Genomic DNA, 21,893 nt, shown 5'->3' on the forward strand with positions numbered 1-21,893 from the left:
TCCGGGCGTGTGGCAGGCTTACGGAAACTTCGGGTACTTCGAGAAGTCCGGTTTCCGCTTTTCGAGGAAGGCGTTTTTGCCTTCTTTGGCTTCCTCGCTCAGGTAGTAGAGCAGGGTGGCGTTGCCGGCCAGCTCCTGAATACCGGCCTGGCCGTCCAGCTCGGCGTTGAAGCTGGCTTTGAGCATGCGCAGGGCCAGCGGGCTTTTCTCCAGCATCTTGTGGCACCACTGCACGGTAGTTTCCTCCAGCTGGTCCAGAGGCACTACTTTGTTGACGAGGCCCATGTCGAGGGCTTCCTGGGCGTCGTACTGGTCGCAGAGAAACCAGATTTCGCGGGCCTTCTTCTGCCCCACGATGCGCGCCAGGTAGGAAGCTCCGAAGCCGCCATCAAAGGAACCCACCTTGGGGCCGGTTTGGCCGAAGCGGGCGTTGTCGGCGGCAATAGTCAGGTCGCAGACCACGTGCAGCACGTGTCCGCCCCCAATGGCCCAGCCCGCCACCATGGCTACCACGGGCTTGGGGATGGAGCGGATGAGCTTCTGCAAATCCAGCACGTTGAGGCGGGGCACGGTGTCTTCGCCCACGTAGCCGCCGTGGCCCCGCACGCTCTGGTCGCCGCCCGAGCAGAAGGCCTTGCCGCCCTCGCCCGTGAGGATAACCACGCCGATGTCGGTCCGGTCGCGGCAGATGTGCATGGCCTCAATCATTTCCTGCACCGTGAGCGGGGTGAAGGCGTTGTGCACCTGCGGGCGGTTGATGGAGATTTTGGCGATGCCGCCAGCCTGCGTGAAGAGGATTTCGCGGAACTCCTTAATCGGGGTCCAGGTAAGTTGTTCGGCCATAAGTGGATGGTTTTATAACACTGCGAAACACTGCGCAAACACTGCGGAACACTGCGAGAAAAGACGTTTGTAATTTCTCGCAGTGTTCCGCAGTATTTGCGCAGTGTTTCGCAGTGTCGTTCAAGAGGAAAAAGAGGTGCGGACTAGGCTGCGGTAGTGTTCGAAGAAGTCGGCGTTGGTCTTGCTGTCGGTGGTGATTTCGAGCAAGGCGGCGCCGGATTCGGGCGCAAAGAAAACCGGTAGCGCCGACTCTAGTTCAGCAAAGGAAGAAACGGCTAGGTAACGCAACCCAAAATCCCGCGCCGTGTTCTCAGCCCGTAGCACTTGGCGCGTCTCAAAAAACTCCTCCAGCTCCGGCTGCTGGCGGGGGCCGTCGATGAGGCGGAAGATGCCGCCGGCGTGGTTGTTCAGGAGTACTACGCGCAGGTTCGGCACCGGGTAGTTGTGCCAGAGGGCGTTTCGGTCGTAGAAAAAGGCCACGTCGCCGGTGACGAGCACCACGGGCCGGTCGGGGTGGGCCAGGGCGGCGCCCACGGCCGTGGAGGTGCAGCCGTCGATGCCGCTGGTGCCGCGGTTGGCAAACACCTCCACCTGCCGGCCGGCGGGCAGCCCCAGGATGTTGGCGTAGCGCACGGCCATGCTGTTGGCCAGGTGCAGGGCGGCCCGGTCGGGTACCTGGCGCAGGCAGCGGTGCAAGGCCGCAAACTCGTTGAAGGGTTGATTGGGCTGGTGCAGAAACTCTTGCAGGAAGCCGGCGGCCCAGTTTTCAGCGGCCAGCCAGGGCCGGAGGTAGGCTGCTTTGGTCGCAGCTTCGGCGTCGGTGAGGTGCGGGTTGGTGCCCGGCCACAGCAGGCGCGGGGGAACCTCACCCCCTAGCCCCCTCTCCAAAAGAGAGGGGGAGCTAGTTGCTAGCTCTAGTTTTCTAGTTGCCTCACCCCCCCGGCCCCCCTCTCCCACGGAGAGGGGGGAGCCTGCCGATTTTTTAGCACTAGTTTCTACAGCTAGTTCCCCCTCTCCCCCCGGAGAGGGGGCTAGGGGGTGAGGCAAACTAGGGCCAGGGGGGGAGGTCAGCCCCGTAAAGAAGTCCGCCGGCTCCGTGCGCACCACTTTAGTCAGCGACTGAAACGTGTCGGCGACGGGGCCGGCGGGCTGGATGTGCCAGTGCTGGGCGGGGCGGGCCTGGCGCAGGTAGAGCTTGAGGGATTTGGAAATGAGCGACTGGCCGAAGGTGATGAGCAGCTCGGGCTTCAGCGCTTCTTTCAGGCCGGGCTCGGGCACGGCCATGAACACGTCGTGGCGGCCCAGGGGGCGCAGGCGCTGGTCGTAGCTGGCGGCGGCGGGCAGGTGGAGGTTGGCTATCAGGTCGCCCACCACGGGCACCTGCCAGGCGGCGGCAAACTGGCGCAAGGCCAGCAGCAGCTCGGCATCGTGGGGGTGCTGGCCGCCCACCACCAGCACGCGGCGGGTGCTGCGCAGGGCCTCACGCAGCTCCTGCACCTGAGCTGTCGGCAGCTGGGGCCGCCCCGGCAGCTCCCGAATGATTTTCACGGCTGCATCGTAGCGGATTTCCTCGCCGGCTTTGGGGTAGAATGGCTCCCGCAGCGGCACATTCACCTGCACCGGCCCGGCCGGAAACTGCTCGGCCAGCCCAATAGCCTCCGATACCACCCGCGCCGCGTGCCAGGCAGCATCGGCGTGGCTCGTATCAGCTGGAAACGTGAACGTGCCTTTGGCGTGGGCCCCGTACAGGTCGGTTTGGCGGATGGTCTGGCCGTCGAGCTGGTCGATCCACTCCGGCGGCCGGTCGGCGGTAAACACCACCAGCGGAATCTGCTGAAAATAGGCCTCCGCCACGGCCGGGGCGTAGTTCAGGCCTGCCGTGCCCGAGGTGCACACCAGCGCCACCGCCCGGCGCTGGGCCTGAGCCAGCCCCAATCCAATGAAGGCCGCCGCCCGCTCATCGGGCACCGTCCGCACTCGGATGCGCGGGTGCCGGGCAAAGGCAATGGTCAGCGGCGCGCACCGGCTCCCCGGCGACAACACCACGTCGGTAGTGCCCAGCTGAGCGCAGATTTCAGGGATGTTGTGAATGGATTGGAGCAAGGACATCAAGCGAAATAAAGGTTTGTCATTCCGAGCGGAGCGAGGAATTTGGGTACAACAACCAAGCCTGGCTTTTGGCTTCTCCTAAACCGCTGGAGGGATACAAGAAAGCAGGAATCAGACGTGTAATAGCGGATTGGCGGGCCAGCCAGATTCCTCGCTCCGCTCGGAATGACAAGCTCACGCGTGCAAAATAGCCCCGGCCGTGCGCAGCTTCAGCTCGGTTTCCTGCCACTCGCGGGCGGGGTCGGAGTCGATGGTGAGGCCAGTGCCGGCGTAAAGAATGGCTTCCTGGGGGCGGAGCTGGAGGCAGCGCAGATTGACGTAGAGGCGGGCCGCGCCGGGCGCGGGCAGGTTCACGGGACCCAGAAAGCCGCTGTAGTAGGCCCGGTCATAGCCCTCATGCTGCTCGATGAACTCCAGGGCCGCTTGCCGGGGCATGCCGCCCACGGCGGAGGTGGGATGCAACAGGCGCAGCATGTCGGTGCCCAGGGTAGGAAAGGGCACCCGGCGCAGGTCCACGGCAAAGTCGGTGCGCAGGTGCAGCAGCTCCCCGGCTGCCACGGTGCGCGGGCCCGTTTCCTGGTATTCGCGCAGGCGCAGCTGCTTGAAGCAGTTCACAATGTAGCGGGCCACCAGGGCCTGCTCCTCGATTTCCTTTTGGCGCCAAATGGCCTCGCTGGGCGCGTGGCCCGGCGCGGCGGGCTGGGTGCCGGCCAGGGCCATGGTGCTAAACTGCCCGCCCTCGGTTACCTGCACCAAAATTTCGGGCGTGGCGCCCAGCCAGGTGCCGGCGCCCGGCGCACTCACCAACGAGCAGAACGCCAGCGGGTAGCGGCGCGTCAGCTCCCAAAACGCCGCCAGGGCATCAAACCCGGCGGGCAAGGGCTGGCGGGCCGCCCGGCTGCTTACTACTTTGAGCACCTGCCCGCCGGCAATGGCCGCCACCCCGCGCCGCACCAGGGCCGAGTACTCGGCCTGCGTGGCCGTGGGCGGGGCCGGCTGCGGACTCACGTGCCAGGACGGGGTTGGTGGTTGGTTGTTGGCTGGTAGGATGTTGGTGGTAGATGACGTGGCTGGGTCTTGCAGCGCCTCCAGCAACTTCGGCAGCAGGGCTGCGGCTTCTGGGGCTTCTTCCTGAATGCGCACTTGGCCGGGCTGGGCGGCGTCAAACACCACGTCGGCCGGCAGAAACAGCGCGGGGTTGTGGTCGGAGTCGCGGAAGGGAAAGAAGGCGAAACCGGCCGGCGCGGTAGGCTCCAGCGCGGGCGGCAGGCCCGCCAGCGCCCCTTCAGCCGACAAGCTCAGGCACAGCTGCACCGCTGCTTCGGCCTGGGGCAGGCGCCACAGAGCCACCGGCAGCCCGTGCGCCAGCGCAAACGCCACTAGGCGCCGCAGGATGTCGTCAACTGAAAGAGCTGGGGGCAGCTGCTCTACGCGGTAGCTCATGCGGCCGGCGCCGGCTTGGGCAAGTCGATAACCGCCATGGTGATGCGGCTGATGCAGACCAGCGCCCCGGTTTGCTCGTGGGTGATGCGAATTTCCCAGACCTGGGTGCTGCGGCCCACATGCAGGGCCGTGGCCCGGCCGATTACGTATCCGTCGCGCACTCCTTTAAGGTGGTTGGCGTTGATTTCCAGGCCTACGCAGGCCTGGCGGGCAGGGTCGGGGAGGCGGGTGGCGGCGGCAATGGAGCCTAGGGTTTCGGCCAGGGCCACCGAGGCGCCGCCGTGCAGCAGGCCCATGGGCTGGTGGGTGCGCCCATCCACCGGCATGCGGCCCTCCAGGTACTCGTCGGTGAGGGCCGTCAGCTCAATGCCGAGGGCATCGGCCAGGGTGGGGCGGGTGCTTACCCAGTGCTTGATTTGTTCCAGCGTCATGGAATCACAGATTAAAACAGATTTATCTGATTTCACGGAGTAGATTTAGCGGGTTTTCAATGGCCAAGTGGCGCGTGGCCGGACCAAAACCGCCGTCATTTAGAGCTCAGTGGGCAAATGTAGCGGCATACGTATCCGTGGAATCCAGCAAATCCGTTTAAATCTGGGATTCAAAACTAGGGGGAAAGTGAGCGTCAAAAAAATCTACCTCATTCGCCACGGCCAAACCGACTACAACCTGCGCGGCATCGTGCAGGGCAGCGGCGTTGATGCTCCCCTGAATGAGGCCGGGCGGCGGCAGGCGGCCCGGTTTTTCGCCGCCTACCAGCACGTGCCCTTCGATAAGGTGTACACCTCCCTGCTCCAGCGCACCCACCAATCGGTAGAAGGCTTTTTGCACCGGGGCCTGCCCCACGAACAGCACGCCGGCCTCAACGAAATCAGCTGGGGCCGGCGCGAAGGCACCCGCATCACCCCCGAGGAAGACGAGGAGTACCACAGTGTATTGCAGCAGTGGCGGGCCGGCCACACCTCCGCCCGCCTTGAGGGCGGCGAAAGTCCCGACGAGGTAGCCGCCCGCCAGCGCCCATTCATCGACCTGCTCCGCTCGCGCCCCGAAGAAAAAACCGTGCTTATCTGTATGCACGGCCGGGCCATGCGGGTGCTGCTCTGCCAGCTGCTGGGCTACCCGCTCCGCCTCATGGACTCCTTCGAGCACCACAACCTCTGCCTCTACAAGCTGCACTACACCGGCTCCATGTTTTCCGTAAAAAGCTTCCTGGACATGCGCCACCTCCACGAGGCAGCGTGAGGCAGGGTCTTAGGGACGAAGGGTCTTAGGGGCTTAGGTAATGTGCTGTTAGATGGAGCGGAGTGAAGACCTTTCTTGCACAATCATCAACTGTTGCAACAACGATTGATGTAGCAACGGCCTGATAGTTTAGAATGACAGCACATTACCTAAGCCCCTAAGACCCTTCGTCCCTAAGACCCTAATCAGTTTGCGCCCGCCAAAAATCCGGTCTATTTTTGACCCCTCATTCAACTGAAGACGCAGATGGCCGAAATCATAAAAATGCCCAAAATGAGCGACACCATGACCGAAGGCGTCATTGCTTCGTGGCTCAAAAAAGTAGGCGATAAAGTGAAATCCGGGGACATCCTGGCCGAAGTCGAGACCGACAAAGCCACGATGGAGCTGGAAAACTACGAGGACGGCACTCTGCTCTACATCGGCCCCAAACAAGGCGAAGGAGTACCCGTGGACGGCCTGCTGGCCATTGTCGGCAAGGAAGGCGAGGACATTTCCGGCCTGCTGGGCGGGAGCCCCGCCGCGTCGGCGCCAGCTGCGGCTCCCGCTGCCCAAGCAACCCCGGCGCCGGCTGCTCCAGCCGCTTCGGCTCCTGCCCCGGCGCCCGCGCCTGCTCCAGCATCAGCTGCTCCAGCTGCGGCTCCGGCTGCTGGCAACGGTAAGAAGGCCACCGTTATCCGGATGCCCAAGATGAGCGACACCATGACCGAAGGCACCATTGCCGCCTGGCTGAAAAAGGTAGGCGACAAGGTGAAATCGGGCGACGTGCTGGCCGAGGTGGAAACCGATAAGGCCACGATGGAGCTGGAAAACTACGAGGACGGCACCCTACTGTACGTGGGCCCCAAACAGGGCGAGGCCGTGGCCGTGGACGGCATTCTGGCCATCATTGGCGAAGAAGGCGCTGACGTGCAAGCCCTGCTGGGCGGACAGAGCGGTGGCAGCACCCCGGCTGCCCCAGCCGCGCCGGCTGCTGAAGCTGCACCTGCTCCAGTCGAAACCCCAGCCAGCAACGAACAACCGAAGGAGGGCGCCAGTCAACCAAGCACGAATACCGAAACCGGCGGCCGCATTTTCGCTTCGCCCCTGGCCAAGAGCATTGCCCGCGAAAAAGGCATTGACCTGAGCACCATCAAAGGCTCCGGTGAAAACGGCCGCATCGTGTCGCGCGACCTGGAAAATGTGTCGGCTACGGCGGCTCCCGCTGCGGCGCCGCAACCGGCCGTTGCGCCCCAGCCCGCCGCTCAGCCGCAACCCGCGCAGCCCCAGGCCGCGGCTCCCGCGCTAGCTGCTACCAGCCTGCAACCAGCCACCCAACAACCGGAAGGCACTTATACCGACACGCCTGTGTCGCAGATGCGCAAGGTTATTGCCCGCCGCCTCGCCGAAAGCAAGTTCTCGGCCCCGCACTTCTACCTGACCATGGAAATTCACATGGACAAGGCCATGGAAGCCCGCGGCAAGCTCAACGAACTCTCCCCGGTGAAGCTCAGCTTCAACGACCTGGTTATCAAAGCTGCGGCTGTGGCCCTGCGCCAGCACCCGGCCATCAACTCCTCCTGGCTGGGCGACAAAATCCGCCAGAACAAGCAAATCAACATCGGGGTGGCCGTGGCCGTGGAGGATGGCCTGCTGGTGCCGGTGGTGCGCAACGCCGACGGCAAAGGCCTCTCGCAGATTGCTACGGAGGTGAAAAGCCTGGCCGAAAAAGCCAAAACCAAGAAGCTCCAGCCCCAGGAGTGGGAGGGCAACACCTTCACCATCTCCAACCTGGGCATGTTTGGCATCGAGGAATTCACCGCCATCATCAACCCCCCGGATGCCTGCATCCTGGCCGTGGGCGGCATCAAGCAAACCGCCGTGGTGCGCGACGGACAGCTGGCCATCGGCAACGTGATGAAAGTAACCCTAAGCTGTGACCACCGCGTAGTGGACGGCGCCACCGGCGCCGCCTTCCTCCAAACCCTGAAAAGCCTGCTGGAAGACCCTATGCGCATGTTGATTTGATCAGAGGTGAGAGGTTAGATATGAGAGGTGAGACAGGAGAAGTGAGATGAGCAGCCCCGGAGGGGCAGCATAGTGGTAGAAATCAGCGGTAAATAATTATTTGAAGCCCCAGCGGGGCGACACCTAACGTCTGCGGACGATGGGTGCCGCCCCGCTGGGGCTTTACTGTTCTTGCTTGTTCGGTTTGCTACCGATATGCCGCCCCGCCGGGGCTCCTCGTCTCCCACTTCCCCTGTCTCACCTCCCACTTCTCATATCTCACTTCTAACCTCTCACTTCTCACTTCTTGCCTCTAGCTTCTCACCAAAACCAGCCTCAATAGAAAAAAGAAGGGCTCAATGGTGATGCTCTGCTGTAAAAAGTTATACTTACACATGGCCTAAGCCAATTCCAGGTTAGCCGCTATTCGTCCAATTTTCCTTTTGAGCTATGAACAAACTGGTACTGATTGCTCCCTTGTGTCTGATGAGCGCCGCTGCCCTGGGGCAAGGCCAGGCCCTTTCCGGCCAGGTGCTGGATGCTGCGGGTAAGCCCTTAATCGGGGCTACGGTGGTGGAAAAAGGCACCAACAACGGCACCGCCACCGGCAACGATGGCCGCTTCACGCTGCGGGCCCGCACGGCCGCGCCCCGACTGCAAATCAGCTCCATTGGCTACGCCACGCAGGAAGTGGCGGGCAGTGAGGGCGTGAGCGTGCAGCTGGCCGATGCCAGCACGGGCCTGGGCGAGGTGCAGGTGGTAGGCTCCCGCAGCCAGAACCGCTCCGTCACCGACTCGCCTTCGCCGGTGGACATCATCGACCTGCGCGAGGTAACCACCAAAACCGGCCAGCTCGACGTAAACCAGCTGCTGCAATTCGTGGCGCCCTCGTTCAACTCCAACCGCCAAACCGGCTCCGACGGCGCCGACCACGTGGACCCCGCCACCTTGCGCGGCCTCGGTCCCGACCAAACCTTGGTGCTGGTGAATGGCAAGCGCCAGCACCAGTCGGCCCTGGTGAACCTGTTCGGCACCCGCGGCCGCGGCAATACCGGCACCGACCTGAACGTAATACCGGCCGCGGCCATTGAGCGGATTGAGATTCTGCGCGACGGGGCCGCGGCCCAGTACGGCTCCGATGCCATTGCCGGCGTCATCAACATCGTGCTGAAAAGCAACGTGAAGGAGCTGACCGCCAACGTGAACTACGGCGCCTACGACGCCAAGTACCGCTTCGACGGCCAACGTTTTGACGGCGGCAACTTCAACGCCAACCTTAACTACGGCCTGGGGCTGGGCGAGCGGGGCAGCTTCCTGAACGCCACCGTCGACTACAACCAGCGGGAGCACACCCAGCGGGCCAACGTGCCCAACACCGACGGCCTGGCCCGCCGCGAGTACGGCGACCCGGAAATCCGCAACGTGTCGGGCTACCTGAACTCCCGGTTTGCCCTCGGCGAGAAGTCGTACGCCTACGTGTTCGGGGGCGTCAACAAGCGGACCGGCGAGGCCTTTGCCTGGACCCGCTTCGCCGACGACGACCGGAACGTGCCCGCCATCTACCCCAACGGCTTCGACCCCATCATTACCAGCGACATCTGGGATGCCTCGGCGGTGGCCGGCGTGCGCGCAGGCCTGGGCGGGTGGGAACTGGACGTGAGCAACAACTTCGGCTCCAACCGCTTCGAGTACGGGGTGAAGAACACGCTCAACGCCTCGCTGGGGGCCAGCTCGCCCACGTCGTTTTACGCCGGTGGGTTCCAGCTCCGGCAAAACGTGGTGAACCTGGGCCTGACGCGCAACTACAAAACCGTGCTGCAAGGCCTGAACCTGGCCGCCGGGGCCGAGTGGCGCCGGGAGTGGTACTCGTTGTTTGCGGGCGAGGAAGCGTCTTACCGCAACTACGACCCCACCGTGACGGGCGGCTCCCAGGGCTTCCCCGGCTTTCAGCCCTCCGACGTTATCGAGGCCGAGCGCGACAACGTGGCCGCCTACCTCGACGCCGAGCTGAACGTAACCCAGCGCTGGATGCTGGCCGCGGCCCTGCGCTACGAGCACTACTCCGACTTTGGCAGCACCCTCAACTACAAAGCAGCCACCCGCTACAACCTCACCGAGTTTCTGACCCTGCGCGGCACCTTTAACACCGGCTTCCGAGCGCCCTCACTGGCTCAAATCAACTTCAACTCCACCTTCACCAACTTCGTGAACGGCACGCCGGTGGAAGTGCTGCTGGCCCGCAACAACAGCGCCGTTACGCAGAAGCTGGGCATCCCGAGCCTGGAGCAGGAAACCTCGACCAGCGCCAACGTGGGCCTCACCAGTCGCATCGGCTCCTCTCTGAGCGTTACGCTGGATGGCTATTACATCAAGGTCCGGGACCGGGTGGTGCTGACCAGCCAGTTTTCCGCCGACGACCCCGTAATCGGGCCCGACTTGCAGGCCCTGAACGTGGACCAGGCCCAGTTCTTCGCCAACGCCGCCGACACCCGTTCCCTGGGCCTGGATGTGGTGCTCAGCCACACCGCTACCCTGGGCACCGGCCGCCTCAACTCCACGCTGGCCGCCAACTTCAACAACCTACGCATTGACCGGGTGCGCACTTCGGGCCGCTTGGCAGGGCGGGAAGAGGAGTTCTTCGGGGCGCGGGAGCAGGCGTTTGTGAAGGCATCGGCCCCGCCGTCCAAAATCAACCTGACGTTTGACTACCAGCTGGGCCGCTTCGGGGCGTTGCTGCGCTTGGTGCGCTTCGATGAAATAACGCTGATTGACTGGGACGGCGCCCCCATGAAGTACGACAGCCGCATCACCACCGACCTGACCCTGAACTACGCTCTAACCAACCAGTTGCAGCTGGTGGTGGGCAGCGCCAACCTGTTCAACCGCTACCCCACGCTCTTCGACCCCCAGCGCACCGAAACCGGCGGGGCCTGGGACCCGGTGCAAATGGGCTCCAACGGCCGGTTTTACTTTGCTAAATTGCAGGCCCGTTTTTGAAATGAGTAAAGGACTGAATGAGTAGATGAGTGAATGCCATGCAGGCTTGCTTGACCATCATTCACTTATCTACTCATTCAGTCCTTTACTCATTTTCAGTAGTAGGTCATGAGTAATAGGATAGTGGACGAGCAGCACAACGGTATAAGCCAACGGTTTGCCATCTTACTACCAACTACCTACTGCCTACTACCTACCTAATATGAAAATCCGCTCCACTACCGTGCTCGGCGTGCGCCACAACGGCGAAGTAGCCCTGGGCGCCGATGGCCAAGCTACCATGGACAAGCACGTGGCCAAAAGCAACGTGCGCAAGGTGCGCAAGCTCCAGGATGGCAAAATTGTAACCGGCTTTGCCGGCTCCACCGCCGATGCCTTCCTGCTGCTCGATAAGTTTGAGGAGAAGCTGAGCGGCTACGGCGGGCAGCTGCGCCGCGCGGCCATCGAGCTGGCCAAGGAGTGGCGCAAAGACCAGTACCTGCGCAAGCTCGAAGCCATGATGGTGGTCTGCGACCGGGACGAGCTGCTCATCATTGCCGGCTCCGGCGACGTGCTGGAGCCCGACTCCGACGTGGCCGCCATCGGCTCGGGCGCCATGTATGCCCAGTCGGCCGCGCTGGCCCTGAAGAAGCACGCACCCCACCTCTCGGCCCGCCAGATGGTGGAAGAAGCCCTGCACATTGCCGCCGACATCTGCATCTACACCAATCACAACCTGATGATTGAGCAGCCGGTATAGGTGCTCAGCCGCAAGCTGTACGCCACAAGCTGCAAGCTTTTCGGCGGCTGATGCCTTGTTCGTCATCCTTTACAGCGTTTTCCTTTTCCTGATTTTGCCCAAAAGCTTGCGGCTTGCAGCTTACGGCTTGAAGCTTACCCAACATGAACGTTACCAACTTCCTCAAGCACCACTACCGCCACTTCAACGCTGCTGCCCTGATTGACGCCGCCGAGGGCTACAACAAGCACCTGGCCGAGGGGGGCAAGATGATGATTACCCTGGCCGGGGCCATGAGCACCGCCGAAATGGGCATTCAGCTGGCCGAGCTGATCCGGCAAGACAAGGTGCAGATTATCTCCTGCACGGGTGCCAACCTGGAAGAAGACATTTTCAACCTCGTGGCCCACGACTTCTACGAGCGAGTGCCCCACTACCGCGACCTGAGCGCTGCCGACGAGCAGGCCCTGCTGGAGCGCCACCTCAACCGCGTCACCGATACCTGCATTCCCGAGGAAGAAGCCATGCGCCGCCTGGAGCACTCGGTGCTGAAGTTCTGGGAGCAGGCCGATAAGGCCGGGGAGCGGTACTTCCCCCACGAGTTTTTCTACCAGATTCTGCGCTCGGGCGAGCTGGAGCAGTACTACCAGATTGACCCCAAAGACTCCTGGATGCTGGCCGCCGCCGAGAAAAACCTGCCCATCGTGTGCCCCGGCTGGGAAGATTCCACCCTGGGCAACATCTACGCCGGCCACGTCATTTCGGGCGACATCAAGAACGTGCACACCGTGCGCACCGGCATCGAGTACATGATGTACCTAGCCGAGTGGTACACCCAAAACGCCACCGAGGAAAGCACCGTGGGCTTCTTCCAGATCGGGGGTGGCATTGCCGGCGACTTTCCCATCTGCGTGGTGCCCATGCTGCACCAGGACTTGCAGCGCACGGGCGTGCCGCTGTGGGGTTACTTCTGCCAGATTTCGGACTCCACCACCTCCTACGGCTCCTACTCCGGCGCCGTGCCCAACGAGAAAATCACCTGGGGCAAGCTGGGCCAGCACACGCCCAAGTTCATCATCGAGTCGGACGCTACCATCGTGGCCCCGCTGATTTTTGCCATGGTGCTGGGGCAGTAAGTGGCTGCTTGGCCGAATAGAAACGCCCGCCGCTGATGTTCAGTGGCGGGCTTTTTCGTTTTGATGGCAGTTGTCAGCAGATGGATAGTGAGCTATTGAGACAGTCGCTTTATTTTTCACATATGAAAAACGTGACCGTAACCCTACCCGAATCGGTAGAAGCCGAAGAATGGGAGCTGAAAATGATGCTGGCAGCTATGCTCTATCAGCAAGGCAAGGCCACGGGCGGCGAAGCGGCCGAAATAGCCGGTATGAGCAAGCGCACCTTTCTGAAAATGCTGGGCAAGTTTGGCGTATCCGTCTTTAGCGACTCCGTAGACGATCTGCTAACCGACGTTCAGAATGCCGGCGGTCGTAATAGCTGATACCAGCTGCCTGATTTACCTGACGTCGCTGGCGCAGCTAGAGCTACTGCCGCAGCTGTATTCTAAGGTCTGGATTACGCCAACGGTGGCGGCCGAATACGGGCTGCCGCTGCCGGCTTGGATGCGCATGCAGGCTCCGCGAGAAGAAATTCGGACGATCATCTTTGGGGCGAGCATGGACATAGGGGAAGCCAGCGCCATTGCCTTAGCCCTCGAAACTCCCGATTGTGTAGTGGTGCTGGACGACCGACGGGGCCGCCGGGCAGCCAACCGCCTGCATCTGCTGACTACCGGCACGCTGGGCTTGCTGGTGGCTGCCAAGCAGCGCGGATTACTCCCTGCCGTACGCCCATTGGTTGCGCAACTATTGGCCAGCGGTATGCATTTGTCGCCCGAAGTGGAAGCCAGCATATGCCGCCCAGGTAGACCGCCTGGTATTTTCTGCTAAATAAGCTTCTCCACTTCGGTAGCTACGCGGCCACTCCGCCCGCGCCGCGTGCCCGCAGCACCACCGGCGCGGCCTACCCGCGGCAGAGCTGAGCGGCTGCACAAGGAGTAAGCAAGAAAAACCCGAACCGGCCCGCCGCAGAAGCTTCTGCGGCGGGCCGGTTCGGGTTTGGATAAACTCAGAATTAGGTTAGCGGCCAGCTGATGGCGCAGTACGTTCCATTTTCAACTTGGCCTGCTGCTGCAGGGCTGCTTTGAAGGTAGACCAGTTGAGGGCGTAGGTGAGTGCCACCACCATGAAGATGCAGGTCAGGTAGCCCAGCGTATAGGTCATAAAGCCGCGCCAGAGACGGCCCGCCAGGCTAAGGCCGGTGTGCGTAAGCAAGCTGCCATAGGCCCACGTGGTGTAGGCAAACACCGGCAGCATAAACACCATGCTAACCGTACCGATTTGGGGCGTACCGCTGTAGATGTACATCACCGGCAGGTACAGCAAGGCGAAAAAGTTGCAGATGGCTATAATAAACGCCGCAATAATCAGGCATTCGGCGTAGTTGTAGCCACCCCGCCGCAGAAACCAGCGCGCAAACAGTGCCCACACCGGCACCATAGCCACGTAGCACCAGCTCAGGTACTTCATGAAGAAGGTGGTAAAGATTTGCTGCATCTGCCACACGGCGTCAGGCACGGTAGGGTCCTTCGGGGGCAGAAAACTAATGTGCAGCACTGCCGAAAGCAGCGCGTACAGGCCGGTCACTATAAACAGCAATGACAAGGGCCGGAAGTGGTCGACGCGCTGGCCGGCCAGGTAGGCCCGAATGGTGGGGCCGGGGCGCCGCACCATGGTTTTCAGCGTGTACAGAATGCCCTTATCGACGTGCCAGATAGAATGCAGCACGTCGTGGGGCATGTCCTTCAGCGTGAGGCGGTGCGTGTGATGCGCGTCCTGCCCGCAGCGGCCGCAGTACCGGTCGGGCACGGCGTGGCCGCAGTTCAGGCACTCTGCCGCATGGGCCGAGGCAGCAGGAGAGGTAGGAGCAACGGACGTTTCCATAGGCGCGAGAGGTGGCTGGTAAGCAGCAAGTGAGCTGGCTGTGAGAAAGATACTAAAGCCAGGGTATAGACGATAAAAACTAGAGCTCTAGCTCTAGTTTTGTGGGCCAGTCTACCACCCGATTTCCTGCTTGTCCTCGAAAAAGCGGCCGGTGGGGCCGTCATCGGGCAGGGTGGCGGCCCAGATGATGCCTGCCACTGAGTCGGCCACGGGGCGGGCGCCCATGTCCGCCATGCCGGGGGCCGTGGCCACAAAGCCGGGGTTGACGGCGTTGACCAGGATGCCTTCGGGCTTCAGCTCCCGCGCCAGCTGCACGGTCAGGCCGTTGAGGGCCAGCTTCGACAGGCCGTAGGAGGTCATCAGCGCCGGGTGCACGGGCAGGCCGAAAATGGGGTGGCTGAACGAGCCCGCCCCGCTCGATATGTTGACGATGCGCGGATGGCGGCCCCGTTGTGGCAGCGGGTGCAGGGCTTTAATCAGGCGCCACGTCCCGAACAGGTTTGTTTCAAATGCCGCCTGGGCCGCCACCAGGTCGGTGTGCAGGGGCGTGATGCCGTAGTCGAACCCACTGCCCGCGTTGTTGATGAGCACGTCGAGCCGGCCGAACCGCTGCTGGATGAAATCGGCTAGCTGCTGCACGCTGGCGTCGTTGGTGATGTCGGCGGCCTGGGCGGTGGCCTGGCGCGAGCCGGTGGCGAGCTTGCCGGCCAGCTCCTCGGCCTTGGCCAGGTCGCGGGCCGTAATGATGACCTCGAAGCCCTGGGCCAGCAGGGCCTGGGCCAGGCCAAAGCCAATGCCTTCTTCGCGGCTGACGCCGGTGATGAGAACAAGCGGCTGGGGTTGGGAAGACGTGCGCATGGTGGAGGAAGAAAACAGGTGAGCACTACAAGCCAAGATACGGCCCGGCTGCCCCCGGTCAACCCAATCTCCACCATAACGCCGCCGCCGGCCGCGCGTAAGCACAGGCTCATCTAGCCCAAGCCTATGCGTCGTTTCCTGATTGCGCTGCCCGCGCTGCTCGTGCTTGCCGCCTGCGGCGACCAGAACACCACGTCGCCGGTGACGGCGCCCGGCGCCGAGAAATCCACCAAAACCAAGGTGCTGGAAGCCGGCGCCGACGTGCTCCAGGGCAAGGCCCCGCTGCGCCAGCTGGATATGTACCTCAACGGGTTTCACTTCTACGGCGGCAACATGAAGGGCCAGATGGAGGCCCACCACTTCTGCCAGAAGCTGAATGAAGACGTGACCCAGTGCGTGATTTACGACGGCAACGGGGCCGGAGCCAAGATTATGGGCATCGAGTACATCGTGTCGCGGCGCTTGTTTGAGCAGCTGCCCGAAGCCGAGAAAAAGCTCTGGCACAGCCACGCCTACGAGGTGAAGTCGGGTACGCTGGTGGCGCCGGGCCTGCCCGACGTGGCCGAGCACGAGCTGATGGAGCAGATTGTGAGCACCTACGGCAAAACCTTGCACACCTGGCACACCGACCGCGACAAGGAATTGCCCTTCGGCGCGCCCCAATTGATGATGGGCTTCACTAAAGACGGCCAGGCCGACACTGCCATGGTAGCCCAGCGCGACCAGCGCCTGAACGTGTCGAGCCGGGAAAAGCGCCGCCAGCGCGCCGACATCCAAGCCCCGCCCGTGCTACCCGGCGCCGACGCCTGGGAGAAAGGCGAAGTGCGGCAGTTTGACGTAGTAGACCACGCCACCCCCGGCCACGCGCACTGAGTCTGCTGGTAGCGCGGGCTTCAGCTCGCCGCTCTTTCGGGTGGCTGTGGTATCTTATCGGGGAGCGGCGGGCCGAAGCCCGTGCTACCATCGTTTTACCGCGTATTGCACCATGCCTACTCCCATTCCCAAGAAAATCCTGGCTCGCCAGCACGAAATCACCGCCGACTTCCGGCGCGAGGTAGACCAGCACCTGGCCGACATCGTGGCGGGCAGGGCCACGGAGATGTGGGAAATCCGGGATTTGGCGGCCCGGCTTTGCATTCATCCCACCCACCTGAGCAACACCGTCAAGCTCACCACCGGCCACTCGCCCTGCACTTATTTCGAAGCACGCATCATGGATATAGCCCGGCAGCAGCTCCAGGACCCCCACCGCTCCGTAGCCGACATTGCCCAGGGCCTCACCTTCGACCCTTCCAACTTCACCAAGTTTTTCAAGCGGTTTGAGGGCTGCACGCCCTTGCAGTACCGCGAGCGGGTGCGGGCCGAGCAGCGGGCGGCCCCGGCCGAAAAAACGGAAACAGTCACCATTTAATCTGAACTTCTCACCATGCCGGCGGCCCGGTGGCCCGCCATCTTTGGGGTGTTCATCACACACTGACTATTTCCCATGAGCACCACCACAATAGCCCTCGTAACGGGCGGCAGCCGCGGCCTGGGCCGCAACAGCGCCCTGCACCTGGCCCAGGCCGGCCACGACATCGTGCTGACGTACCGCACCCGCGCCGAAGAGGCCCAGCAGGCCGTGGCCGACATTCAGGCCCTGGGCCGCCAAGCTGTGGCCCTGCCGCTGGATACGGGTGTCAGCAGCTCGTTTCCGGCGTTTGCCGAGGCCCTGCGCGCCCAGCTTCGCCAGCACTGGCAGCGCGACACCTTCAACTTCCTCATCAACAACGCCGGCCACGACGCGCCCGCGCCCTTTGCCGAAACCACCGAGGAGCAGTTCGACGGCCTGCTCAACGTGCACTTCAAAGGCGTATACTTCCTGACCCAGCAACTGCTGCCCCTGCTGGCCGATGGCGGCGCCATCGTGAACTTCTCGACCGGCCTGGCCCGGTTTACCACGCCTGGCTACTCGGCGTATGCCTCGATGAAAGGCGCCATTGAAACGCTGACGAAGTACCTGGCCAAGGAGCTAGGCAGCCGCGGCATCCGGGCCAATATCGTAGCGCCGGGCATCGTCAAAACCGACTTCACCAAGGCCGCCCGCGAGGCGCACCCGCAGCTGGAGCAGTACATGAGCGGCAACACCGCGTTGGGCCGCATCGGGGAGCCCGACGACATTGGCCCCGTCGTCTCCTTCCTGTGCTCCGATGCCGCCCGCTGGGTGAATGCCCAGCGCCTGGAGGCCTCGGGCGGGTACTCCCTGTAACACACGCTGTAGCTTGTGCTGATCGGCGACAAGCACCACCAGCGTGTTCGGCCACGTACTCCCTGTAGCACACGCTTTAGCTTGTGCCCGGAAAAGATTCGCCTGGGCGACTTTCGGCATTGATTTGTCACCGAGGTGCCCGCTGCCCTTTCTGAACAGGGCAGCGGGCACACGCGGGTGGAACGGTTAGGGGCGCACGGCGGCCACCGTGGTGTCGGCTATGGAAAGCTGGATGGGCGAGGTAGTTAGGTCGAGGACGCCGGTGGTATGGCGCCCTTTCACCGTGATGTGCAGGTCGTAGCGTTGCGCGGGCAGCTCTTGCAGCGACGTAAGGCTGAAGGCCGGGCCCAGGGCGGTAAGGCAGATTTCGGGCGCTTTAGCACCCGTGTAGTCTAGCCGCAGCGTGTTGCCTTGGCGCTGCAACGTAGTCAGCAGCTCGTAGTTGGCGCAGGAATACTCCTCTGAATCGGTGCTACGTAGCTCCCGGGGAGAAGTAGTGCCGGGTGCAGGCGACTTAACGGACAGAAAAACGCGGTAATTCGATGACGGCTTGGGTTCGTTGTCCGAACTTTCTTTGCAGCTGGTGGCTCCTGCCAGCAGGAGGCCCAGCAGGGCCGGGGTGATTTTATTTTTCATAAATCAAGGTTAAGTAGGAGTTGCTTTACTTGGTAGAGTCATCAGTTGATGCATAGGTTGCAAGGCACGACAGTAAAAAAGCCCGTTTCTCCACGGAGAAACGGGCTTTGCTGGTGGCTGGTGAACTACGGAACTAGCTCACACCCGGAACAGCGGGCGGGCCGGGTTCCAGATGCCCCACGGAATCATCAGGAGCACCAGTACCAGGGCTATAGCGAACCAGATGAAGGCCTTCTTGTGCTTGAGCACGGGGTCGGTGGCTCGCTTGGAAAGGCTGCGGCCCACCTGGGCGGCCACCACAGCCAGCACCATGGTGATGATGTGCTCAACACCCCAAAAGCGCAGCTGCGGGTCTTTCATGGCGGCACCCATACCGTTTTCCATAGCTTTCAGACCCAAGGGGCTCAGGCCGAAATACAGCAGCAAGCCCAGCAGCAGCTGCAAGTGCATCGACCCCACGAAGGCGGCGCCCATGCCGTTGTCGGCGCCGGCCCAGGGGCGGCGGCCCTGCCAGCCACCAAAGGCGCGGAACAAGGCAATCAGGCCAAAGACGACAACAAGCCAGCGGGTCCAGGAGTGCAGCAGCAGGACGGTTGGGTACATAAAGTGAAAAAGTGGGGGAGTGGTTGAAACGCGGTAAAGGTACGCACGGACGTCATTGGGCAAGCAGAAAACACGCTGCTGCCAGCTCGTCATGCTGATAGACGGTCATGCTGAGCTTGCTGAAGCATCTCTACCGCTTCGTTGCTGCTCTAGTTGATTAGCCCGCGGTAGAGATGCTTCGACTTCGCCTCCGGCTCCGCTCAGCATGACAATAGCACCACTACGTCAGCGCGTCAAATTTCCTACCCGCTCAGAACAAAGTGAGGCTCTGCTAGGACTGCGACGACTCGAACAGGGTGGGGGCGGGCTCGTGCTTGTGGCCTTCGAAGAAAAAGCACTTCTCTTGCACAAACAGTTCGCCCTCCTGGCGCAGAATGGCGATGTTGTTGATGGTGAGCTTGAGGTTGAACGTCTGCGTATTCAGGTATTGCAGCACGGGCCCCAGCAGCTCGGGCGTGGTGTCGTGCAGGGCCAGCGAAATATGGGGCAGCCAGCAGTCGGGCCCGCTGAACTTGTCGGTGCGTAGGCACAGGGGCTTGGTGGCCTGCGTAATGCGGTAGTGAAGCTGGTTGAGAGCGTCGGAGCGCAGCACCGGAATGTAAATAACCGGATTAGGACCCGGAAACAGCCCCAGCCCGGTGGTATGCGCCACGAAGGGCTTGGTGGTGTGGGCCACTTCACGCAGCACTTTTTTCAGGGAAGACAGCTTGCGCACCCCTGCCAGCTGGTAGGTGATGTGCGGGTCGGGAGTGGCCTGCACGTCATCGAGGCCAAATTCTACTTCCAGGCTTTTGATAATGCGGTTGATTCGTTCCGCATTCTGGGGGTTGAGCAGGGAGGTTATGGCTAGCATCGGCAAGGAAACGGGTAGCGCCATGAGCAAGGTAGACGGCAGGTGCTATGTACGTTGCGCGCCCAACATTAGGCTATCGGGGGCGGCGTGAATGCCGGCAGCAGAGGCAGAATGTGGAGCGTGAAGAGCTGATGCATGGCCTCCTGCAGCCGGTCGATGGTGGTGTTCCAGTAGCCGGCACAGGGGCCGCCGCTGCTGTGCTCCTGCCCGGCGTAGCGCAAGGTAAACCGCGGCCAGTCGCCGTCGAGCAGCACGTAGCTGCCCTCCACGGTTTCGGGCAGAGCAAAGAAGTCGATTTCCTGCGTGACCAATCGAAACAAGGTTTCGGTGTCGCGGGGCGGCAACTCCAGGCTTAAGTCTACGGCGCCGTGCAGCCAGGAATAGTACTGCAACGTGCACACTTTCCCGGACCGCTGCACCTGCACTATCTCCGGGCCTGGAGTTGGCAGAACGTAGTTTTCGTACCGGAAAAGAAAGTCGGAGAGCATAGTAGCCGTAGTAGGAGTAGTAAGTACAATCAACTCGGAATAGTTTAAAATGCCCGAAAGTTACCATTGCCTATAAGCAGGATACCGCGTAAGCAAGATGCAGCAGCCGGAGGAAATACTGGCTGGCGTTGGTGGGACGGGGCCGCAAAGGCGCTTATCTTAAAGCCCTCAACCCGACACGCTGCTCCTTTCTTTCTTCTATGAACCGCCGACTTTTCCTGCGTACCGGCTCCCTGGCCGGCCTGGCCGTGTCTACGCTCAGCCTCAGTGCCTGCTCCCGCGACACCGCCGCCACCCCGCCCCATACTGCCGACGAGGCGGCTGCCCCGCCCTTCGAGCTGCACGAAGCCACCATTGCCAGCCTACAAGAGAAGATGAGCAGCGGCCAGCTCACGGCTCGCCGCATCACCGAGCTGTACCTCAAGCGCATTGAGGATGTTGACCGGAATGGTCCCAAGCTCAACTCAGTCATCGAAGTCAACCCCGACGCCCTCACGCTGGCCGACCAGCTGGACCAGGAGCGCAAAGCTGGCAAGGTGCGCGGGCCGTTGCACGGTATTCCGGTGCTGGTGAAGGACAATATCGACACGGCCGACAAGCAGCAGACCACGGCCGGCTCCCTGGCCCTGGCCGGGCACCGGGCCCGGCAGGATGCGTTTATCGTGAAAAAGCTACGCGAAGCCGGGGCCGTGGTGCTGGGCAAAACCAACCTGAGCGAGTGGGCCAACTTCCGGTCCACGCGCAGCACCAGCGGCTGGAGCAGCCGCGGCAGCCAAACCAAAAACCCCTACATCCTGGACCGCACGCCCAGCGGCTCCAGCTCCGGCTCGGGCGTGGCCGTGGCCGCCAACCTGTGCGCCGTGGCCATCGGCACCGAAACCGACGGCTCGGTGGTGTCGCCGGCTTCCTGCAACGGCATTGTGGGCATCAAGCCCACCGTGGGGCTGCTGAGCCGCGCGGGCATCATCCCCATTTCCAGCACCCAGGACACGGCCGGCCCCATGGCCCGCACCGTCCGCGACGCAGCCGTGCTACTGGGCGCTCTGGCTGGGGTAGATACCGCCGACGCCGTAACCCAGGAAAGCCAGGGCAAAGCCCAACCCGATTACACGAAATTTCTGGACCCCAATGGCTTGCGCGGCAAGCGCCTCGGCGTGGAAAAAGGCCACCTCACTGGCTCCTCCGATGCCGTGCCGCTGCTCCGGCAGGCCGTGGAGCTGCTGCGGGCCCAGGGCGCCACGGTGGTAGAGGTGGAAGTAGAGAAGCTGACCGACCCGCTGGGCGAAGCCGAGTACGACGTGCTGCTCTACGAGTTCAAGGACGGCGTGAACAAGTACCTGGCTACGGCCGGCGCGCCGGTGAAAACCCTGGCCGACGTCATTGCCTTCAACTCCCGGAACAAGGCCAAGGTCATGCCGTTCTTCCAGCAGGAAATCCTGGAAGCCTCGCAGAAGCTGGAAGGCCTGGACAGCCCCAAGTACCAGGCCGCCCGCCGCAAGTCCCACGACGGAGCCCGCGCCGCCCTGGATAAGGTGCTGCGCACGGGCCGCCTCGATGGCCTCGTGGCCGTAACCAGCGGCCCTGCCACCGGCATCGACCTCATCAACGGCGACTCCTGGAAAGGGCCGGGCTTTTCGTCGCCGGCTGCCATGGCCGGCTACCCGCACATCACCGTGCCCATGGGCCAGGCCCACGGCCTGCCGGTGGGCTTGTCGTTTGTGGGCGGCGCCTACCAGGAAGGGCCCCTGCTGACCCTGGCCTACGCCTACGAGCAAGCCGCCAAGAAGCGGGCGGCCCCGGAGTTTCGCGGGCCGTTTGTGGGGTAGGGGCGCGTTGCTGTGCCCGCTAATTGTACCTCAGCTACGTA

General features: G+C 62.6%; 21 protein-coding genes. 11 read left to right on the forward strand and 10 right to left on the reverse strand.

Annotation, left to right across the window (positions count from 1 at the left end; genetic code table 11):
- Positions 1-18: 18 nt before the first annotated feature.
- From menB to OIS53_RS01575, 4 genes are all read right to left on the reverse strand, one after another.
- Entirely contained in the window at positions 19-843 is an 825-nt protein-coding gene (gene menB / locus OIS53_RS01560) for a 1,4-dihydroxy-2-naphthoyl-CoA synthase (RefSeq protein WP_264680631.1), read from the reverse strand.
- 120 nt (positions 844-963) lie between these two features.
- Positions 964-2,952, reverse strand: a complete 1,989-nt coding sequence (gene menD / locus OIS53_RS01565; protein WP_264680632.1) for a 2-succinyl-5-enolpyruvyl-6-hydroxy-3-cyclohexene-1-carboxylic-acid synthase — start codon at positions 2,950-2,952, stop codon at positions 964-966.
- A 174-nt stretch (positions 2,953-3,126) separates the two neighbouring features.
- Positions 3,127-4,395, reverse strand: coding sequence for a chorismate-binding protein (locus OIS53_RS01570; RefSeq protein ID WP_264680633.1), 1,269 nt, complete (start codon positions 4,393-4,395; stop codon positions 3,127-3,129).
- A complete protein-coding gene (locus tag OIS53_RS01575; protein ID WP_264680634.1) occupies positions 4,392-4,826 on the reverse strand; it encodes a hotdog fold thioesterase in 435 nt (144 codons plus the stop codon). The genes OIS53_RS01570 and OIS53_RS01575 overlap by 4 nt, the downstream gene beginning before the upstream one ends.
- A 187-nt stretch (positions 4,827-5,013) precedes the next feature.
- On the opposite strand from OIS53_RS01575, the gene OIS53_RS01580 reads away from it, so the two are divergent.
- The 7 genes from OIS53_RS01580 (at position 5,014) to OIS53_RS01610 (ending at position 13,287) form a co-directional block, all read left to right on the forward strand.
- Positions 5,014-5,637 carry a histidine phosphatase family protein gene (locus tag OIS53_RS01580; RefSeq protein WP_264680635.1) on the forward strand — a complete coding sequence of 208 codons (624 nt, stop codon included), beginning with the start codon at positions 5,014-5,016 and terminating at the stop codon, positions 5,635-5,637.
- Positions 5,638-5,883: 246 nt separating this feature from the next.
- A complete protein-coding gene (locus OIS53_RS01585) occupies positions 5,884-7,644 on the forward strand; it encodes a pyruvate dehydrogenase complex dihydrolipoamide acetyltransferase (RefSeq protein WP_264680636.1) in 1,761 nt (586 codons plus the stop codon).
- Between the two features lie 429 nt (positions 7,645-8,073).
- Complete coding sequence (locus OIS53_RS01590; RefSeq protein WP_264680637.1) at positions 8,074-10,620, forward strand: TonB-dependent receptor; 2,547 nt, start codon at positions 8,074-8,076, stop codon at positions 10,618-10,620.
- Positions 10,621-10,822: 202 nt separating this feature from the next.
- A complete protein-coding gene (hslV, locus tag OIS53_RS01595) occupies positions 10,823-11,359 on the forward strand; it encodes an ATP-dependent protease subunit HslV (RefSeq protein ID WP_264680638.1) in 537 nt (178 codons plus the stop codon).
- A 143-nt stretch (positions 11,360-11,502) separates the two neighbouring features.
- Positions 11,503-12,474 (forward strand): deoxyhypusine synthase family protein, encoded by a 972-nt coding sequence (locus OIS53_RS01600; RefSeq protein WP_264680639.1) that lies wholly within the window; start codon positions 11,503-11,505, stop codon positions 12,472-12,474.
- Between the two features lie 122 nt (positions 12,475-12,596).
- Positions 12,597-12,839, forward strand: a complete 243-nt coding sequence (locus tag OIS53_RS01605; protein WP_264680640.1) for a UPF0175 family protein — start codon at positions 12,597-12,599, stop codon at positions 12,837-12,839.
- Positions 12,817-13,287, forward strand: coding sequence for a DUF3368 domain-containing protein (locus tag OIS53_RS01610; protein WP_264680641.1), 471 nt, complete (start codon positions 12,817-12,819; stop codon positions 13,285-13,287). Before OIS53_RS01605 ends, OIS53_RS01610 begins: the two co-directional genes overlap by 23 nt.
- Before the next feature lie 189 nt (positions 13,288-13,476).
- Here OIS53_RS01610 and OIS53_RS01615 read toward each other — a convergent pair whose 3' ends face one another.
- Both OIS53_RS01615 and OIS53_RS01620 read right to left on the reverse strand, forming a co-directional pair.
- Positions 13,477-14,340, reverse strand: a complete 864-nt coding sequence (locus OIS53_RS01615; protein WP_264680642.1) for a DUF3667 domain-containing protein — start codon at positions 14,338-14,340, stop codon at positions 13,477-13,479.
- 111 nt (positions 14,341-14,451) lie between these two features.
- Positions 14,452-15,198 (reverse strand): SDR family NAD(P)-dependent oxidoreductase, encoded by a 747-nt coding sequence (locus OIS53_RS01620; protein ID WP_264680643.1) that lies wholly within the window; start codon positions 15,196-15,198, stop codon positions 14,452-14,454.
- Between the two features lie 126 nt (positions 15,199-15,324).
- On the opposite strand from OIS53_RS01620, the gene OIS53_RS01625 reads away from it, so the two are divergent.
- The 3 genes from OIS53_RS01625 to OIS53_RS01635 all read left to right on the forward strand — a co-directional run bounded on the left by OIS53_RS01625 (position 15,325) and on the right by OIS53_RS01635 (position 17,446).
- Positions 15,325-16,071, forward strand: a complete 747-nt coding sequence (locus OIS53_RS01625) for an OBAP family protein (RefSeq protein ID WP_264680644.1) — start codon at positions 15,325-15,327, stop codon at positions 16,069-16,071.
- 112 nt (positions 16,072-16,183) lie between these two features.
- Positions 16,184-16,609 carry a helix-turn-helix transcriptional regulator gene (locus OIS53_RS01630; protein WP_264680645.1) on the forward strand — a complete coding sequence of 142 codons (426 nt, stop codon included), beginning with the start codon at positions 16,184-16,186 and terminating at the stop codon, positions 16,607-16,609.
- A gap of 75 nt (positions 16,610-16,684) precedes the next feature.
- Positions 16,685-17,446 (forward strand): SDR family NAD(P)-dependent oxidoreductase, encoded by a 762-nt coding sequence (locus OIS53_RS01635; protein ID WP_264680646.1) that lies wholly within the window; start codon positions 16,685-16,687, stop codon positions 17,444-17,446.
- Positions 17,447-17,632: 186 nt separating this feature from the next.
- Here OIS53_RS01635 and OIS53_RS01640 read toward each other — a convergent pair whose 3' ends face one another.
- From OIS53_RS01640 to OIS53_RS01655, 4 genes are all read right to left on the reverse strand, one after another.
- Positions 17,633-18,082 carry a hypothetical protein gene (locus OIS53_RS01640; protein WP_264680647.1) on the reverse strand — a complete coding sequence of 150 codons (450 nt, stop codon included), beginning with the start codon at positions 18,080-18,082 and terminating at the stop codon, positions 17,633-17,635.
- A gap of 138 nt (positions 18,083-18,220) precedes the next feature.
- Positions 18,221-18,685: a hypothetical protein gene (locus OIS53_RS01645; RefSeq protein WP_264680648.1), complete on the reverse strand. Its 465-nt coding sequence runs from the start codon at positions 18,683-18,685 to the stop codon at positions 18,221-18,223.
- Positions 18,686-18,956: 271 nt separating this feature from the next.
- Positions 18,957-19,562 carry a 2'-5' RNA ligase family protein gene (locus OIS53_RS01650; RefSeq protein WP_264680649.1) on the reverse strand — a complete coding sequence of 202 codons (606 nt, stop codon included), beginning with the start codon at positions 19,560-19,562 and terminating at the stop codon, positions 18,957-18,959.
- Positions 19,563-19,606: 44 nt separating this feature from the next.
- Positions 19,607-20,026, reverse strand: coding sequence for a hypothetical protein (locus OIS53_RS01655; RefSeq protein ID WP_264680650.1), 420 nt, complete (start codon positions 20,024-20,026; stop codon positions 19,607-19,609).
- 200 nt (positions 20,027-20,226) lie between these two features.
- Between OIS53_RS01655 and OIS53_RS01660 the strand changes: the two genes are divergently transcribed.
- Complete coding sequence (locus tag OIS53_RS01660; RefSeq protein WP_264680651.1) at positions 20,227-21,852, forward strand: amidase; 1,626 nt, start codon at positions 20,227-20,229, stop codon at positions 21,850-21,852.
- Positions 21,853-21,893: the final 41 nt, after the last annotated feature.

This window comes from Hymenobacter sp. YIM 151500-1 (assembly GCF_025979885.1).
GTDB lineage: Bacteria > Bacteroidota > Bacteroidia > Cytophagales > Hymenobacteraceae > Hymenobacter.

Bases quoted from the DNA above. Each gene is read 5' to 3' on its own strand.
- menB (WP_264680631.1), bottom strand. From the start codon at position 843: ATGGCCGAACAACTTACCTGGACCCCGATTAAGGAGTTCCGCGAAATC.
- menD (WP_264680632.1), bottom strand. From the start codon at position 2,952: ATGTCCTTGCTCCAATCCATTCACAACATCCCTGAAATCTGCGCTCAG.
- OIS53_RS01570 (WP_264680633.1), bottom strand. From the start codon at position 4,395: ATGAGCTACCGCGTAGAGCAGCTGCCCCCAGCTCTTTCAGTTGACGAC.
- OIS53_RS01575 (WP_264680634.1), bottom strand. From the start codon at position 4,826: ATGACGCTGGAACAAATCAAGCACTGGGTAAGCACCCGCCCCACCCTG.
- OIS53_RS01585 (WP_264680636.1), top strand. From the start codon at position 5,884: ATGGCCGAAATCATAAAAATGCCCAAAATGAGCGACACCATGACCGAA.
- OIS53_RS01590 (WP_264680637.1), top strand. From the start codon at position 8,074: ATGAACAAACTGGTACTGATTGCTCCCTTGTGTCTGATGAGCGCCGCT.
- hslV (WP_264680638.1), top strand. From the start codon at position 10,823: ATGAAAATCCGCTCCACTACCGTGCTCGGCGTGCGCCACAACGGCGAA.
- OIS53_RS01600 (WP_264680639.1), top strand. From the start codon at position 11,503: ATGAACGTTACCAACTTCCTCAAGCACCACTACCGCCACTTCAACGCT.
- OIS53_RS01605 (WP_264680640.1), top strand. From the start codon at position 12,597: ATGAAAAACGTGACCGTAACCCTACCCGAATCGGTAGAAGCCGAAGAA.
- OIS53_RS01610 (WP_264680641.1), top strand. From the start codon at position 12,817: ATGCCGGCGGTCGTAATAGCTGATACCAGCTGCCTGATTTACCTGACG.
- OIS53_RS01615 (WP_264680642.1), bottom strand. From the start codon at position 14,340: ATGGAAACGTCCGTTGCTCCTACCTCTCCTGCTGCCTCGGCCCATGCG.
- OIS53_RS01620 (WP_264680643.1), bottom strand. From the start codon at position 15,198: ATGCGCACGTCTTCCCAACCCCAGCCGCTTGTTCTCATCACCGGCGTC.
- OIS53_RS01625 (WP_264680644.1), top strand. From the start codon at position 15,325: ATGCGTCGTTTCCTGATTGCGCTGCCCGCGCTGCTCGTGCTTGCCGCC.
- OIS53_RS01630 (WP_264680645.1), top strand. From the start codon at position 16,184: ATGCCTACTCCCATTCCCAAGAAAATCCTGGCTCGCCAGCACGAAATC.
- OIS53_RS01635 (WP_264680646.1), top strand. From the start codon at position 16,685: ATGAGCACCACCACAATAGCCCTCGTAACGGGCGGCAGCCGCGGCCTG.
- OIS53_RS01640 (WP_264680647.1), bottom strand. From the start codon at position 18,082: ATGAAAAATAAAATCACCCCGGCCCTGCTGGGCCTCCTGCTGGCAGGA.
- OIS53_RS01645 (WP_264680648.1), bottom strand. From the start codon at position 18,685: ATGTACCCAACCGTCCTGCTGCTGCACTCCTGGACCCGCTGGCTTGTT.
- OIS53_RS01650 (WP_264680649.1), bottom strand. From the start codon at position 19,562: ATGGCGCTACCCGTTTCCTTGCCGATGCTAGCCATAACCTCCCTGCTC.
- OIS53_RS01655 (WP_264680650.1), bottom strand. From the start codon at position 20,026: ATGCTCTCCGACTTTCTTTTCCGGTACGAAAACTACGTTCTGCCAACT.
- OIS53_RS01660 (WP_264680651.1), top strand. From the start codon at position 20,227: ATGAACCGCCGACTTTTCCTGCGTACCGGCTCCCTGGCCGGCCTGGCC.